This window comes from Xenorhabdus griffiniae, assembly GCF_001028135.1.
GTDB classification, from domain to species: Bacteria; Pseudomonadota; Gammaproteobacteria; order Enterobacterales; family Enterobacteriaceae; genus Xenorhabdus; species Xenorhabdus bakwenae.
Window position 1 is genome coordinate 13,954 of sequence record NZ_LDNM01000053.1, and the last position, 15,172, is coordinate 29,125.

General features: G+C 45.1%; 14 protein-coding genes and 1 pseudogene. 5 read left to right on the plus strand and 10 right to left on the minus strand.

Going from position 1 to position 15,172, the window contains the following annotated elements:
- The first annotated feature begins 200 nt into the window (after positions 1-200).
- Complete coding sequence (yvcK, locus tag AAY47_RS12170; protein WP_047770243.1) at positions 201-1,109, plus strand: uridine diphosphate-N-acetylglucosamine-binding protein YvcK; 909 nt, start codon at positions 201-203, stop codon at positions 1,107-1,109.
- 113 nt (positions 1,110-1,222) lie between these two features.
- Here yvcK and uvrB read toward each other — a convergent pair whose 3' ends face one another.
- From uvrB to bioB, 5 genes are all read right to left on the minus strand, one after another.
- Positions 1,223-3,250: an excinuclease ABC subunit UvrB gene (gene uvrB / locus AAY47_RS12175; protein ID WP_047770244.1), complete on the minus strand. Its 2,028-nt coding sequence runs from the start codon at positions 3,248-3,250 to the stop codon at positions 1,223-1,225.
- Positions 3,251-3,849: 599 nt separating this feature from the next.
- Positions 3,850-4,533 (minus strand): dethiobiotin synthase, encoded by a 684-nt coding sequence (bioD, locus tag AAY47_RS12180; protein ID WP_047770246.1) that lies wholly within the window; start codon positions 4,531-4,533, stop codon positions 3,850-3,852.
- A complete protein-coding gene (gene bioC / locus AAY47_RS12185; RefSeq protein ID WP_047770248.1) occupies positions 4,523-5,296 on the minus strand; it encodes a malonyl-ACP O-methyltransferase BioC in 774 nt (257 codons plus the stop codon). Before bioC ends, bioD begins: the two co-directional genes overlap by 11 nt.
- Complete coding sequence (gene bioF / locus AAY47_RS12190) at positions 5,280-6,431, minus strand: 8-amino-7-oxononanoate synthase (protein WP_047770351.1); 1,152 nt, start codon at positions 6,429-6,431, stop codon at positions 5,280-5,282. The genes bioC and bioF overlap by 17 nt, the downstream gene beginning before the upstream one ends.
- The gene (gene bioB / locus AAY47_RS12195) at positions 6,431-7,471 is read right to left on the minus strand and encodes a biotin synthase BioB (protein ID WP_047770250.1); all 1,041 of its coding nucleotides are present in this window, start codon (positions 7,469-7,471) and stop codon (positions 6,431-6,433) included. The genes bioF and bioB overlap by 1 nt, the downstream gene beginning before the upstream one ends.
- Positions 7,472-7,566: 95 nt before the next feature.
- On the opposite strand from bioB, the gene bioA reads away from it, so the two are divergent.
- Both bioA and AAY47_RS12205 read left to right on the plus strand, forming a co-directional pair.
- Complete coding sequence (gene bioA / locus AAY47_RS12200; protein WP_047770252.1) at positions 7,567-8,835, plus strand: adenosylmethionine--8-amino-7-oxononanoate transaminase; 1,269 nt, start codon at positions 7,567-7,569, stop codon at positions 8,833-8,835.
- Positions 8,836-9,040: 205 nt separating this feature from the next.
- The gene (locus tag AAY47_RS12205; protein WP_047770254.1) at positions 9,041-9,622 is read left to right on the plus strand and encodes a hypothetical protein; all 582 of its coding nucleotides are present in this window, start codon (positions 9,041-9,043) and stop codon (positions 9,620-9,622) included.
- 191 nt (positions 9,623-9,813) lie between these two features.
- Here the strand turns inward: AAY47_RS12205 and pgl are convergent, their stop codons facing one another.
- Positions 9,814-10,800, minus strand: coding sequence for a 6-phosphogluconolactonase (gene pgl / locus AAY47_RS12210; protein ID WP_047770256.1), 987 nt, complete (start codon positions 10,798-10,800; stop codon positions 9,814-9,816).
- Between the two features lie 150 nt (positions 10,801-10,950).
- Here pgl and AAY47_RS12215 point away from each other — a divergent pair, with 150 nt between their 5' ends.
- Positions 10,951-11,766: a pyridoxal phosphatase gene (locus tag AAY47_RS12215; protein WP_047770258.1), complete on the plus strand. Its 816-nt coding sequence runs from the start codon at positions 10,951-10,953 to the stop codon at positions 11,764-11,766.
- A 60-nt stretch (positions 11,767-11,826) separates the two neighbouring features.
- On the opposite strand, the gene modC is transcribed toward AAY47_RS12215, so the two are convergent.
- The 4 genes from modC to AAY47_RS20660 all read right to left on the minus strand — a co-directional run bounded on the left by modC (position 11,827) and on the right by AAY47_RS20660 (position 14,720).
- Positions 11,827-12,891 carry a molybdenum ABC transporter ATP-binding protein ModC gene (modC, locus tag AAY47_RS12220; RefSeq protein ID WP_047770259.1) on the minus strand — a complete coding sequence of 355 codons (1,065 nt, stop codon included), beginning with the start codon at positions 12,889-12,891 and terminating at the stop codon, positions 11,827-11,829.
- Positions 12,885-13,577 carry a molybdate ABC transporter permease subunit gene (gene modB / locus AAY47_RS12225; protein WP_047770261.1) on the minus strand — a complete coding sequence of 231 codons (693 nt, stop codon included), beginning with the start codon at positions 13,575-13,577 and terminating at the stop codon, positions 12,885-12,887. The genes modC and modB overlap by 7 nt, the downstream gene beginning before the upstream one ends.
- A 17-nt stretch (positions 13,578-13,594) precedes the next feature.
- Positions 13,595-14,365 (minus strand): molybdate ABC transporter substrate-binding protein, encoded by a 771-nt coding sequence (gene modA, locus AAY47_RS12230; RefSeq protein WP_047770263.1) that lies wholly within the window; start codon positions 14,363-14,365, stop codon positions 13,595-13,597.
- A 220-nt stretch (positions 14,366-14,585) separates the two neighbouring features.
- Entirely contained in the window at positions 14,586-14,720 is a 135-nt protein-coding gene (locus AAY47_RS20660) for an AcrZ family multidrug efflux pump-associated protein (protein ID WP_047770265.1), read from the minus strand.
- Between the two features lie 279 nt (positions 14,721-14,999).
- On the opposite strand from AAY47_RS20660, the pseudogene AAY47_RS23310 reads away from it, so the two are divergent.
- A pseudogene (locus AAY47_RS23310) lies at positions 15,000-15,158 on the plus strand (molybdenum-dependent transcriptional regulator); the annotation flags it as partial.
- Positions 15,159-15,172: the final 14 nt, after the last annotated feature.

The window sequence follows — 15,172 nt, forward strand, 5'->3', positions numbered from 1 at the left end:
AAAGCTAATTTCTGATTCGACATATATCTTATTATACAACGAGTTAACTAACCGCAATAACATCAGCTCCCTACGGTATTTCCAGTCTGTCATTCGCAATGATTGCATAAAATCACATCAATGTCTGAAAGCATTATATTTTGTGATAAATTACATGCGATTTATTAAAGCCCCTACGTTTAGCCAGTAACAGGAATCCTATGCGAAATCGCACATTAGCTGATTTGGATCGCGTTGTCGCCCTCGGCGGCGGTCATGGACTTGGACGCGTTATGTCTTCCCTTTCTTCCCTCGGAGCACGCCTGACAGGCATTGTCACGACAACGGACAATGGGGGGTCAACTGGCAGAATACGACGTTCGGAAGGCGGGATTGCGTGGGGAGATATGCGCAATTGCCTCAATCAGTTAATCACGGAACCGACTATTGCTTCTGCCATGTTTGAATATCGGTTCAGTGGCAATGGCGAATTATCCGGGCACAATTTAGGCAACCTGATGTTGAAAGCACTGGATCATTTAAGTGTCCGTCCTCTTGAGGCGATTAACCTGCTCCGCAATCTACTGAAAGTCAATGCACAGTTGATTCCGATGTCAGAGCAGTCGGTTGATTTAATGGCTGTCGATGATCAAGGCAATACTGTGTATGGTGAAGTAAATATCGATCAGCTCAATTGTGTACCACGAGAGTTATTGCTTTACCCTCACGTTAATGCCACTAAAGAAGCACTGGATGCCATTGAGCAGGCCGATTTGATTCTGATTGGCCCGGGCAGTTTTTTCACCAGCCTGATGCCATTGTTGCTATTGGAAGATTTGACACAATCCTTGCGGCGCAGTAATGCAAACCTGATTTATATCGGTAACTTAGGAAAAGAACTCAGCCATGCAGCTGCCAGTCTATCGTTAAAAGATAAACTGGCTATCATGGAAAATAAGATAGGCCGCAAAATGATCAGTGCGCTTATTGTCGGCCCGCGTACCGATATCAGCCCTTTCAGTGGCCGCATTGTGACACAACAGGTTTTGGAAGCACAGGATATCCCTTACCGCCACGACCGTGAACTATTGCGTCAGGCAATTGAGCATACCCTGCAAAAATTGGGGTAGTTATTTCTGGTTAAGTTTAAGTATCTATAAAATGGAGAGTGCGACATTCACTCTCCATCTAAAATTAATTCCGTATATCACCAGCCCATAGCGATTCCTTGCAAAAACAATTTTCAGGAATTGGTAATAAATTGCGCCCGCAATGCCTGAACCTGGTCACGAATATTGGCGGCTTGTTCAAATTCGAGATCCCGTGCATGTTGGTACATTTTCTCTTCCAGTTCACCGATTTTTCTTTCCAGTTCTTTCGCTGACAGGTTGCGGTAATCCTCTGAACCCAAGGTAACTTTACTTTTTCCTTTGGCCTTCCCTTTGCCATTAACCGGTTGACCAATTTTCAGGATGTCACCAATTTTTTTCTTTAAACCTTGCGGTACAATGCCATGTTCCTGGTTAAATGCCTGCTGTTTGGCCCGACGGCGTTCTGTTTCTCCAATCGCTCTTGCCATCGAATCTGTAATTTTGTCACCATATAAAATGGCCTTACCATGCAAGTTACGTGCTGCACGGCCGATGGTCTGGATCAGGGAGCGTTCTGAACGAAGGAAACCTTCTTTATCTGCATCCAAAATCGCCACCAGAGAAACTTCCGGCATATCCAAGCCTTCACGCAATAAGTTAATGCCGACCAAAACATCAAATTCACCGAGACGAAGATCACGGATAATTTCCACTCGCTCTACGGTATCAATGTCGGAATGGAGATAACGCACTCGCTCGCCATGTTCTTCCAAATACTCAGTTAAGTCCTCCGCCATCCGTTTGGTTAAAGTTGTGACCAGCACACGCTCATTTTTTACTGCACGGATACGGATTTCAGACAACAGATCATCCACTTGAGTTGCCACAGGACGGACTTCAACTTCTGGGTCAATCAGCCCCGTCGGACGCACAACTTGTTCAACAACTTCATGACCGGATTTTTCCAATTCATATTTACCGGGAGTAGCTGAAACGTAAATAGTCTGCGGTGCCAAGGCCTCGAATTCCTCAAACCGCAATGGACGGTTATCCAGCGCTGACGGCAAACGGAAGCCATATTCCACCAAGGTTTCCTTGCGGGAGCGATCCCCTCGGTACATCCCGCCAATCTGTGGGATAGTCACGTGGGATTCATCCACCACCAACAACCCCTCTGCCGGCAGGTAGTCAAACAGCGTTGGCGGGGGTTCACCGGCAGAACGTCCAGACAGATAACGGGAGTAGTTTTCAATACCAGAGCAGTAGCCCAGTTCATTCATCATTTCGAGATCGAATTGGGTTCGCTGGGTGACACGCTGTTCTTCCAATAACTTGTCTGACGCCAACAGGAGCTTGCGCCGTTGTTCCAACTCAATCTTGATCTCCTCCATCGCCTGGAGGATACGTTCACGCGGTGTAACATAGTGGGTCTTGGGATAGATGGTATAACGCGGCACATGGTATTCTACCTGTCCCGTCAGCGGATCAAACAGGGAAAGGCGTTCGACTTCATCATCAAACAATTCTACACGCAAAGCGCACTCATCCGATTCGGCGGGGAAAATATCAATGACTTCACCACGTACCCGAAATGTTCCGCGCTGAAATGCCTGATCATTGCGGGTATATTGCAGTTCCGCTAAACGACGCAAGATGCCACGCTGGTCAATTAACATACCCTCAGTTAAATGAAGCATCATTTTCAAATAACTATCAGGATCACCTAAACCGTAAATCGCGGAGACAGAAGCTACCACTACGACATCACGGCGTTCCAGCAAGGCTTTCGTTGCCGACAGGCGCATCTGCTCGATATGTTCATTCACTGAAGCGTCTTTTTCGATAAAGGTATCAGAACTGGGTACATAGGCTTCTGGTTGGTAATAATCATAATAGGAAACAAAATACTCCACGGCATTCTCAGGGAAAAATGCTTTCATTTCGCCATAAAGCTGTGCCGCCAATGTCTTATTCGGGGCGAGGATCATCGTGGGGCGATTTAAGTTTGCGATAACGTTAGCAATCGTAAAAGTTTTACCCGATCCCGTTACCCCCAGAAGCGTCTGGTGAGCCAGCCCATCTTCCAACCCTTCCTGTAATTGTCTGATGGCCGATGGCTGATCGCCTCCCGGCTTAAAATCAGAATATAACTTGAATACCTTGCTCGTTTCTTTGCTCATTTTCCCCACGCCATCCATACATCGACAAAATTCTTTTTATCATACTGGATAAAAAACCAGCTTCAAGTAGTTGGCAAAATAATGTTATTGCCCGGATGTTATTAATCTTATGGTATTAACCTTTATTTAACATCAAGGATGACTATTTTTATCCCCAGCTAATAATCTGGCTTGTTTCTATTTTTGTATTAACAACTGAAATGATAAAGCACTGAATAGCAAAGGGATGGAAAAAGGAATTGATTTTATTTAACGCATTGATTTTAATTATAAAAAAATCCAAGTAGAGAATAACAGCAAATCTGTCGCAAGCCGCGTATTGCCTTGCACGAGGATACTTTTCTAAAACTAATACACAAGGTTATCCACAGGAATAGTGGATAACTCAGCAAAACCTATTAAGTATGGGCAGTTGCAGAGTTATCCCCACTGATAAATTTTTTCAATAGTGGAATATTTTTATGCTGCTTTGAGATTGATTCACGCTATTTGTTGATCAAAAATGGCTCAATCGTTGTTGCAGTAAAACATCTTCTACGCAAGAACAGCGATTAAAGAACCGCAGTCAGCAGTAATTCTAGCTAACCCACAGTAAACAATTAGTTAACCAAATAATCAATAGTCATATATTTTCCTATGTGATTTTTATCACATGATTCACTCAGATGAGGAATAATCCCCAGTAAAGGTGCAGGGATCATGCGCTCCAGTGTCGCCAGATAAGCAGCCTGGCGTTTGCCGGCTGGCTCAATTTCATTGGCAACCCAGCCTACCAGTTTTAGCCCCGCATACTGAATAGCCTTTGCGGTTAATACCGCATGGTTGATACAACCCAATTTAACCCCGACGGTTAAAATTACCGGCAAATTCTCCTGAATCACCCAATCAGCAAAAGTCGTATCTTCCGATAAGGGCGTGTACCATCCTCCTGCACCCTCAATCAAAATCCAGTCAGATTTTTTTGCCAGTGCTGCCAAGCCCTTTGATAAAACAGAAAAATCGATTGGCTGATTAAGTGCCGCACTGACAATGTGCGGCGATGTCGGTTCTACAAATACCAGCGGATTCACTTCCTGATAAGTGAGTGGCACCGTGCTATTACGCTGCAAGGCCCGTGCATCACCATTACGTATTCCTTCAGTCGTCACTTCACTGCCAGATGCCACAGGTTTATAACCGGCAGTTAAATATCCCTTTTTATTAGCCGCTTGCAGCAAAGCACAACTCACCACCGTTTTACCTACTGCGGTATCGGTTCCTGTCAGAAAATATTTATTTGTCACAATAAATGACTCCAAAAGCAATCTGATAGCTTAATGGGTACTCCCCATTGTGCCGTGGATAGGCTTCTGCAAGGGTATTGAGACGTTTTCTCGTCATTAATCCCTGCCGGCGGCCGTGATGAAGATGTGTTGCACCGATCCCTTTTAGCGAATTCAGTAAGGGCAACAATTGTGGATAGCGTTGGTCATATTGCCGGTGAATCATTTTATGTCGATAGGGCTGGCAGGCCCGGGTCATTGTTTGCAGTGGCAGAAAGTGATTAATATGCCGATAATCATCCACCCGCGCCCACGCGGTTGCCAACTCATTCAGCGAACCCTGTGCCAGCGTGGAAAAGACGATAAGACCACCAGGACGGGTAACACGATAGAATTCGCGCAATGCACAGGGCAAATCATTACACCATTGTACCGCCAGATTACTGAAACAGAGGTCAACACTGTTATCCGCTAATCCCAAATGTTCGATATCCCCTTGCAAATAATAATCAGCAACTTGCTGCCCTTTTGCATGTCCCAACATACCGGAAGCCAGATCCAGTGCGATAACTTGTTTCCCCAGCTGTTTCCAGCGAGCACTAAAGAAACCGGTTCCGCACCCCGCATCCAATATCCGCATACCGATATCTTCCGCTTGTGCCAACTCCATCAAATACTCACCGGTTTGCTGTTGCAATTTAGCCACCGTGTCATATTTGGCAGCCGCACGGCCAAAAGCACCGGCAATCGCTTGCTTGTCAGCAGATTTAACAACCAGATCCATGCAGTGCCTCCAGTAATGCCTCAATGTCGTGCCGGGTATGGCTTGCGGTCAATGTAATACGCAATCGTGCACTGTCAGAGGGAACCGTGGGGGGAAGTATCGCTTTAACCCACACTTTTTTTTGCTTAAGCCCATGAGACAGTGCGGTACAACACGCATTATCACCAACAATTAACGGCTGGATGGCCGTTTCTGAATTCATCAAAGCAAAAGGCAGATGCTGTGCTTCGCGGCGAAAGTAACGGATGTTGTCTCGCAACCGCTGACGCAATTCATCCCCAGCCTTAACTTGCCGTACTGCTTCGGAAAGTGCCACTGCCTGTGCAGGGGGCATTGAGGTACTGTAAATCAGATGCCTTGCATATTGGAGCAGGTATTCTGCGGTTTGCTCATCACATAAAATTGCGGCACCACTCAATCCGAATGCTTTACCAAAGGTGACAATCAGAATCTCCGGTTTAACTTTTTGCAGCCAGCAACTGCCGCGCCCTTCATCACCGTGAATGCCGATGCCGTGAGCATCATCCACCATCAGCCAACTTGCCGTAGATTTCGCTTGCTGCGCTATAGCGTCAAGTGGGGCACAATCGCCATCCATGCTAAAAACACCTTCCGTTATCACCAGCGTTTTACCGGGACATGCTTTTGCCAAATGTTGCTGCAAAGATCCGATATCATTGTGCAGAAAACGTCGAAGTTGTGCGGGAGAGTGCATTGCTGCTTCGAGCAACGATGCATGGCTCAGGCGATCGGCAATAATGCGATCTTCCCTTGCCATCAACGCCGCGATCACGCCTTGATTAGCGGTATAGCCGGAAATGAAAAGCAAAGCACGAGAGTATCCCAACCACTCAGCCAATTGTTGTTCCAGAGTATGATGCGCGACAGTGTAACCGGTAACATGCCCTGAACCTCCACTGCCGACGCCATACTGTTGGGCACCTTGTTGCCAGGCCGCAATAATCTGCGGATGTTGGCTCAACCCAAGGTAGTCGTTACTGGAAAAATTAAGATAGTGGCCATCCGAAGTGGCTAATAACCGCCCATCAGAACCGTGATGGACTTGCCTGTTCCGCCATAGCGGGGTGCCCCGACGTTCGGCCAAACGTCGGGAGAAAAAGTCTGACCAGCTCATCATATTGCCGCATTATAGAATTGTTCGTTATCCACATTATGAATAATGGCTTCCGTCAAATTCTGCTGTTGTTGATTGTCACCAAATATCGTTTTTGTCTGTTGAGGATTGATGCCCAAACGGCGGAACAGTTGCAGATCTTTATCTTCATCCGGGTTTGGGGTCGTCAGCAATTTACAGCCATAGAAAATGGAGTTAGCTCCTGCCATAAAACACATGGCCTGGGTTTGTTCATTCATCTGTTCACGCCCTGCGGATAAGCGAACATGAGATTTTGGCATCATGATCCGCGCCACCGCAATAGTACGAATAAAGTCAAAAGGATCGACATCTTCATTATCTGCCAGTGGCGTTCCTTGTACTTTTACCAGCATATTGATAGGAACACTTTCCGGCGGCTTCGGTAAATTAGCCAATTGCACCAATAATGCTGCCCGATCACGAATTTGCTCGCCCAAACCAACGATACCGCCGGAACAAACTTTAATCCCCGCATTTCGGACATGACCCAAAGTCTCCAATCTGTCCTGATAACGGCGGGTGGTGATGATATTGCCGTAAAATTCTGGCGAGGTGTCTAAGTTATGGTTGTAATAATCCAGACCCGCCTCTGCCAGACGCTGTGCCTGAGAGGGGTTCAGCATGCCTAGCGTCATGCAGGTTTCCATCCCTAGCTCTTTGACTTCCCTGACCATTTTCTCCAAATACGGCATATCACGTTCATGCGGGTTTTTCCAGGCAGCCCCCATACAGAAACGGGTTGAACCGGCATTTTTCGCTTTGCGGGCTGATTCAATGACTTTTCCCACTTCTATCAACCGCTCTTTTTCCAGACCCGTTTTATAACGGGAACTTTGTGGGCAGTATTTACAGTCTTCTGGGCAAGCCCCCGTCTTTATCGAAAGCAGGGTACTGACCTGTACTTGTTGTGGATCAAAATGTTCACGGTGTATCTGTTGTGCCTGAAATAATAATTCAAAAAAAGGCTTATCAAACAGCTCTTGTGCTTGTTTAACTGTCCATTGTTGACGTTCGCTCACAATAACATCTCCGATGTAAAAAACGTTGTCAGTTTAAATAATGGCGCTATCATGTCAACCAAAATGAAACAAGAAAGGTTTACATCAAAGTGATTATGACCCCCTCCGATCTTGAATTTGATCAGCGCCATATTTGGCATCCGTATACCTCAATGACACATCCACTTCCCACTTATCCTGTCGTCTCCGCGACAGGTGTGGAGCTGGTTTTATCAGACGGTCGTACATTGATTGATGGTATGTCTTCATGGTGGGCCGCTATCCACGGTTATCACCATCCTGTTCTCAATGAGGCGGCAAAATTACAGATCGATAAGATGTCCCATGTTATGTTTGGCGGCATAACCCATCCTCCTGCGGTTGCACTGTGCAGACAATTGGTGGCGATGACACCGGATACTTTGGAGTGTGTTTTTCTGGCGGATTCAGGATCTGTCGCCGTCGAAGTCGCCCTGAAAATGGCATTGCAATATTGGCAGGCCAAAGGGAAAAAACGCCATCGTTTCCTGACTCTGCGTCAGGGTTATCATGGTGATACTTTTGGCGCCATGTCAGTTTGCGATCCAGACAACTCCATGCATAATCTGTACAAAGGCTATCTCCCCAATCATCTGTTTGCCGATGCTCCGCAATGCCAGTTTGGTGATGAATGGCAGTCGGAAGATATTGATTCTTTCAAACGATTATTACTGCAATATCATGATGAAATTGCTGCCGTGATTTTAGAACCTATTGTTCAGGGGGCTGGTGGGATGCGGATTTACCATCCTGAATACCTACGCCAGGTTCGTCAGCTTTGTGATGAATATCAGCTTTTATTAATTGCCGATGAAATTGCTACCGGATTCGGGCGAACCGGCAAGTTATTCGCCTGTGAACACGCACAGATCGAACCCGATATATTGTGCTTAGGCAAGGCATTGACGGGGGGATATATGACATTATCTGCAACCCTGACTACCCGTCATGTTGCTGAAACAATCAGCCAAAGTGAAGCGGGCTGTTTTATGCATGGCCCTACGTTTATGGGCAATCCTCTGGCTTGTGCCGTCGCCAGTGCCAGCCTGAAATTGCTTGCTGATAGCCCGTGGCAACAGCGTATTCAATCCATTGAAACTCAATTAAAAACGGAATTATTTCCCCTCAAATCACACCGATTAGTCAAAGATGTTCGGGTGTTAGGCGCGATAGGTGTGGTTGAAATGGAACAGCCCGTCAATGTCGCTTCATTGCAACGCCATTTTGTCCAACATGGGGTGTGGATCAGGCCATTTGGCCGGTTAATTTACCTGATGCCGCCTTATATTATTCAACCAGAACAACTGTCAAAACTGACAAATGCAATTACAGGTGCAATAAATTAAAGAAGAATATACTCGATAAGCTTCAAGTTGCAATCCGCAAAACAACGCGGGGAAATATAACACGCATCTTGAAGCAGGATTGATATAAACGACAATCACTGACAAATATTAATGACCAAAACAGAGGCTATTGCGTCACTTAAAAAGAAATTATTTGGTATATTCATGACGTAATCACACTCATTTAAACAAAGAGGAAAATATCATGAATAGAGAAAACTTGATCACATCTTCCAATGAAGAAATGCAAGATGTATTTGAACTGTCCAGAAATAAATATGAACAAGAAATTTTACATTACGAAACTCTGGCAAAAGAAAAGCCTGAATTAGCCCATTTGTTTGCAGAAAATGTCAAACCAGATTCATTAACCAGTCCTGCCCTGCAACAAACAGAATTTGTCAGTGGGTATTTTAACATTAACACCTATTATCAATATGGTAGCTATCCTTTTATCCAGCTATCATCTAACTCTGCCATCATTGGACATCAACCCAATACAGGGAAAAAAACCAATTTTAATGGCTATATTCAGGGAGGGTATAATACACCTCTGTTGAATTTTAATAATATTCATCTTGGCGGTGTCGTAAAATACCCTTATTCCATTATCAACGCCCCATTAAATATTCAACTTTATATTTACCCAAGGAATATTATATTACGTCTTTTAAAAGGAAATGTTTATTTGGGGGATTTATATTCCGTCCAACAAAATCACATATTAATCACATATCCTATTGTTTTATCTGGTGTCGGATCTTTTAATTTGATCCAACATCAATAAGTTATATACTCGATAAACTTCAAGTTGCAATCCGCCTGACAATGCGAGGCCTTATATTTCCACGCTGTGCGGGGAAATATAACACGCATCTTGAAGTTGGATTGGTATATTCCGTTATTAACTTAGCGTCAATTTTTTAGCACAAGGAATAGCTTCCAGTCACAGAGTCATGTGACTGGACGTTGAATAACTCACAATGCTAATACGGTCACCCACATCGGGCCTTTGCCAACCGGATAACGCGCCAGTTGCGTTAATTCCCCCGAATATTTATCAATACGTGATACGGAAATCTGATCTGATTTCTGGCCTGCTGCAATCAGGAAATGACCACTGTGATCGATGGCAAAACCACGAGGCTGAGTTTCTGTCGGATAATGTCCGGCTAATGTCAGGTGATAGCCATCTTCTGACACGCGGAAATGGCTGATCAGGCTCTCTGAACGTTCACTGGTATAAAGGTGCCGGCCATCCGGTGTAATGTGAATATCTGCCGACCAACGAACATTGGAAAAATCAGTCGGCAGCGAATCAACTGATTGCACGATACGATATTTTTCCCATTTACGCAGAACATCGACCGTTGAATCCAACTCATTAATGCCGTAGATAGCTTGTTTTTTCGGATGGAATGCCATATGGCGTGGCCCCGCACCCGCTGCTGTTGTCACTTCATCTGTCCGGCTCTCAGTCAGATAACCCTGCCCATCCAGATTGAAAATACGGATATGATCTTCTTTCAGGCATGGAACCAGCAATTGACGGTTTTCCCGATCAATATTGGCAGAATGCGGCGTTTGCAGCCCTTCGACAATTTGGTTTGGTGCTTTAACAGTTCCATTTTCATCAATAGGGTGGACGCTTAAGTTATTAAAGCTATAGGAAGCAGAAAATAAAAAACGCCCTGCTCTGTCAGTGGATATATGGGTCGGGCTACCCGGCAATGGTGCAATGGCCTGCTGTTCAAGACATCCATCTTCCCCAATTGCATAAGTGACAATACTAAATTGCGGACGAATTCCTGCATATAAGTGTTTACCGTCAGGGTTGACAGCCATTGGCTGTACTTCACCCGGCACAGTGACGGTCTGGAGAAGTGCAAGTTCCCCTGCCGCATTCAGCGACCATACGTGAATTTGTCGGCTACTTGGGCTAGCTGTATAAACCACTTGTTTCATGTTCTCTCCTTAATACTTCATTGCCATTTTATTGATCTGTAAAGACTCTTAAAAAATTATTAACTGCTACACTGCCCATATGACGGTTTAACTCTGTTCAACTGACGTATAATATTTCGTTTATATCATAGACAATTCAGAGGCCAACTCATGTCGTATAACGTTATCGCGCTGGATCTCGATGGAACACTGCTCGATCCACAAAAACGTATCCTGCCAGAATCACTGGCAGCCTTAAATGAAGCCCGCCAGTCAGGTATCAACGTTTTGATTGTCACTGGACGTCATCATGTCGCCATCCATCCTTTCTATCAGGCATTGCAACTCGATACGCCTGCTATCTGCTGCAATGGGACTTATTCCTATGATTATCATGCTAAGAAAGTATTGGACTCTAATCCGCTCTCCGTTCAAGAAGCCTCTCAAGCACTTTCCTATCTGCAAGACACGGAGATTCAGCATCTGATGTATGTTGATGATGCCATTTTATATCAATTTCCTCACACTGTAGTCCGAACTCTTGCATGGTCGGATTCTCTGCCTGAACACCAACGTCCGAATGTCCAGCAAACAGAGAGTTTTCACGATGCAATCCACAATGTGAATGCGATTTGGAAGTTTGCTACCAGCTCATCCAATTTAGTAAAACTGCGTGAGATTAGTGAACAAATTGAGGAAAATGTTGGCCTTGAGTGTGAATGGTCATGGTTTGATCAGGTAGATATCGCCAAGAAAGGCAATAGCAAAGGCATACGGTTACAGCAATGGGTGGAATCGCAAGGCATGAGCATGAACGATGTGATTGCTTTTGGTGATAATTATAATGATCTCAGTATGCTGGAGAACGTTGGTTTGGGTGTCGCTATGGGTAATGCCGTCGATGCCGTTAAAGAACGGGCAGATATTGTTACACGGGATAATACTCAACCCGGCATTGCGGAAGTTCTGAGAAAATACGTACTGTAATTCAATTCAACGGGAGCAAATCAGTCCACTGCTCTGCTCCCTATATAATGTCCTACCTCTTTATAGGTGACGATGTAACGAAACACTTTTTATCTGTGCATATAGCCATTGCCCTACCCGCAAATTAAGCTCTTCCCGCGCCCACGGCGTAATTCTTGCCCACAGGCTATGTTCACTCAGTGCTAATTTGACATCAACCTGACCATTATCTTCGGAAAGCTCAATAATTTTGACTTGCAAGGTGTTACGGATGCTGCTGGCTTTTGGTGGCGCCAAGACCAACGAAACATCAGATGCATCAATGCGGATACGCAGATCAGTTCCCGGAGAAACATTAACTTGTGGCAACCAAAGAAGTTTGTCAGCCACCGCGACGGCCGTCATTTGATAACGTTGATGATGTTCCATCACAGAAACTTTTAGTATGCTACCCAAACTCTCTTTTTGCAGCCACGGACGCAGTGCACTGCTCGACCAGACCTCTTCCAGAGTGCCTGTCGCCCTGATTTTTCCGTTGTCCATGACAATAATATTCTCTGCCAAACGTAAAATTTCGTCCAAACTGTGGCTAACATAGAGGATCGGGATTTTGACGTCTTCGGACAACTTTTCAAGATAAGGTAATAACTCGCGTTTACGTGGTAAATCTAATGATGCCAGCGGTTCATCCATAAGCAGGATTTCAGGGGCAGTCAATAATGCACGGCCAATTGCTATTCTCTGTCTTTCTCCACCAGATAATGTGCTGGGGAAACGTGATAGCAAATGTTCAATGCCCAACAGGTCAATGATGCTGTCAAACTGGGGTTTCATCTCTGGTGCCATGCCATATTGTAAGTTTCCCTTCACGCGATAATGCGGGAAAAGGCGCGCATCCTGAAAAACATAACCAATTCGGCGCTTCTCTGGTGGCACAAAGATATTTTGTTCTGTATCCACTAAGGTCACGCCGTTTAAAACAAGGCGGCCTTTTTGTGGACGGCTCAATCCCGCAATCACATTGATCAGTGAGGTTTTTCCTGCCCCCGAAAGACCAAATAGGGCAGTAATGTTTTCTGTTGGCAAAGTGGTATCCACCTGCATGTGCAGCGCCCCAAAACGCTGCTCAAAATCCAGTTCTAACATGCGGTCCCCAAACGTTTTCTGCCCCAACGTGTCAGCCATTCAGAAAGCATCAATGAAACCAAAGCCAGCACAATAGCAATGACGCACAAACGGGCGGCGGCGGTTTCAGCGCCTGGCGTTTCTATCAAGGTATACATAGCAAGGGGAATGGTTCGGGTTTCCCCCGGAATATTGGAAACAAAGGTAATGGTGGCACCAAACTCGCCTAGCGAACGGGCGAACGCCAATACTACGCCAACAATGATGCCGGGCAATGACAACGGCAGGGTAATGGTGAAAAAGACTTTAAGCGAACCTGCGCCCAAAGTACGGGCAGCCTGTTCCAGACGCCGATCAATGCTCTCCAATGACAACCGAATGGCCCTGACCATCAGCGGAAAAGCCACCACAGCCGAAGCTAATGCCGCACCGGTCCAATTAAACGCAAAACTGACACCCAACCAGTCATAAAGAAATTCACCAATAATTCCACGCCGCCCCATGCTGATAAGTAACAGATATCCCACCACCACTGGCGGTAATACCAGTGGCAGATGAATAATACTGTCAAGCAGGGATTTACCAACAAACTGGCAACGAGCCAGCATCCATGCCATTAAGATCCCAAATGGCAAACTGAATAGCACAGCAATCACTGAGATTTTTAAGCTCAGTAAAATTGCCTGCCATTCATATTCACTTAACATCTCCAAAAGATCCGTTCCTACAGTGGACTAAAGCCGTAACGTTTAAAAACAACAGCGGCTTCAGGGGTTTTAAGATAATCATAAAAATCTCGAATGGTCTGTTTTTCATGACCTTTGACTATTGCCATCGGATATTCCACCGGTTTATGGCTTTCAGGTGGGAAAACACCCACAATTTTCACCTTATTGCTGGCAACGGCATCAGAACCATAAACAATGCCCAGCGGGGCTTCGCCGCGTTCGACCAACGCCATACCACTACGTACATTGTTAGTACGCGCCATCAATGGATTAACCGTATCCCATGCATTTAAATATTGCAGCGATTCTTTGGCATAAATACCAACGGGTACATGATCAGGATCGCCAACCGCTAATCGCCCTCCCGCCAGCAAAGACTGCCATTTTGTTTCCCGGTTGATCTCAACTTGATTCAAATGACTCTCTTTAGGCGCAATCAGGACGAGCTGGTTACCCAACAAGGTATGACGGGTATTCTCAGCAATGGATTGTCTGTCAGTAGCATAATTCATCCACTGCTGATCGGCAGAAAGAAACATATCCGCCGTAGCTCCCTGCGCTATCTGGCGAGCCAGTGTTGATGATGAAGCATAAGAGGCAACAATATCGCCCCGTTGCTCTTTTTTATACTGTGCTGCAATCTCATCCAATGCATTGGTTAATGAAGCTGCTGCAAAAACCGTCACCTTATCAGCTGCCCAGACATTTCCAGCAAGCGCAAAAGAAACGACTGCCCCTGTCAGCAACGGATAAACTTTATTTTTCATTTTATACTCACCTAAGATCATCAATATGGTGCGTTGCATATAACAAGATATAACGTTAAATGAAAACGCTATTCTGAGATTAATCGGCAAGTTGTGAGCCAGTTTTAGCTTTTATGTTGATCTCAATGCAAAAGTTACAGATGAACAGTTGCATATAAAGAAAAGGCAGGAATTGATGATTACCCGGGTAACCGGGTAATAGAAATTACAAAGCTCAAGACTAACGACTGGTATTTTCCGTTTTGGAGATACAATTGAACAATTCTCCAAGCCCGTAAATCAACGCCAAAATAGCCGCCATCATCACGGGGACCATGATCAGCGCAAATCCCATACTTTTAAGCAATTCAAACATGCTAACCTCATATCCTGAGTGACTAACAAATTAACTGTGTCATATCTGAATCTGACATAACACAAACGTTAATTGGGTTATTCTATACCAATCCAACTTCAAGATGCGTGTTATATTTCCCTGCACAGCGGGGAAATATAAGGACTCGCGTCGTCTTGCGGATTGTAACTTGAAGTTTATCGAGTATAGACAATAAAACAGTAACAGTAACCGACGAAACGTGCGATTCTTAAGGTTCTGTTGTAAACACGCTCAAATAGTTACCCTAAATAAATCACTATGCAAGCCCAAATATTGTTAACACTAAAATTGCAACAACGCCTGTTCGCTGATCCCCGACGAATTGCGTTACTTAAGCAAATTAAAATCGCGGGTTCTATCAGCCAAGGCGCAAAACAGGCAGGGATCAGCGATAAAAGCGCCGTGGATAACCTTAACTAAAGATCATCTCT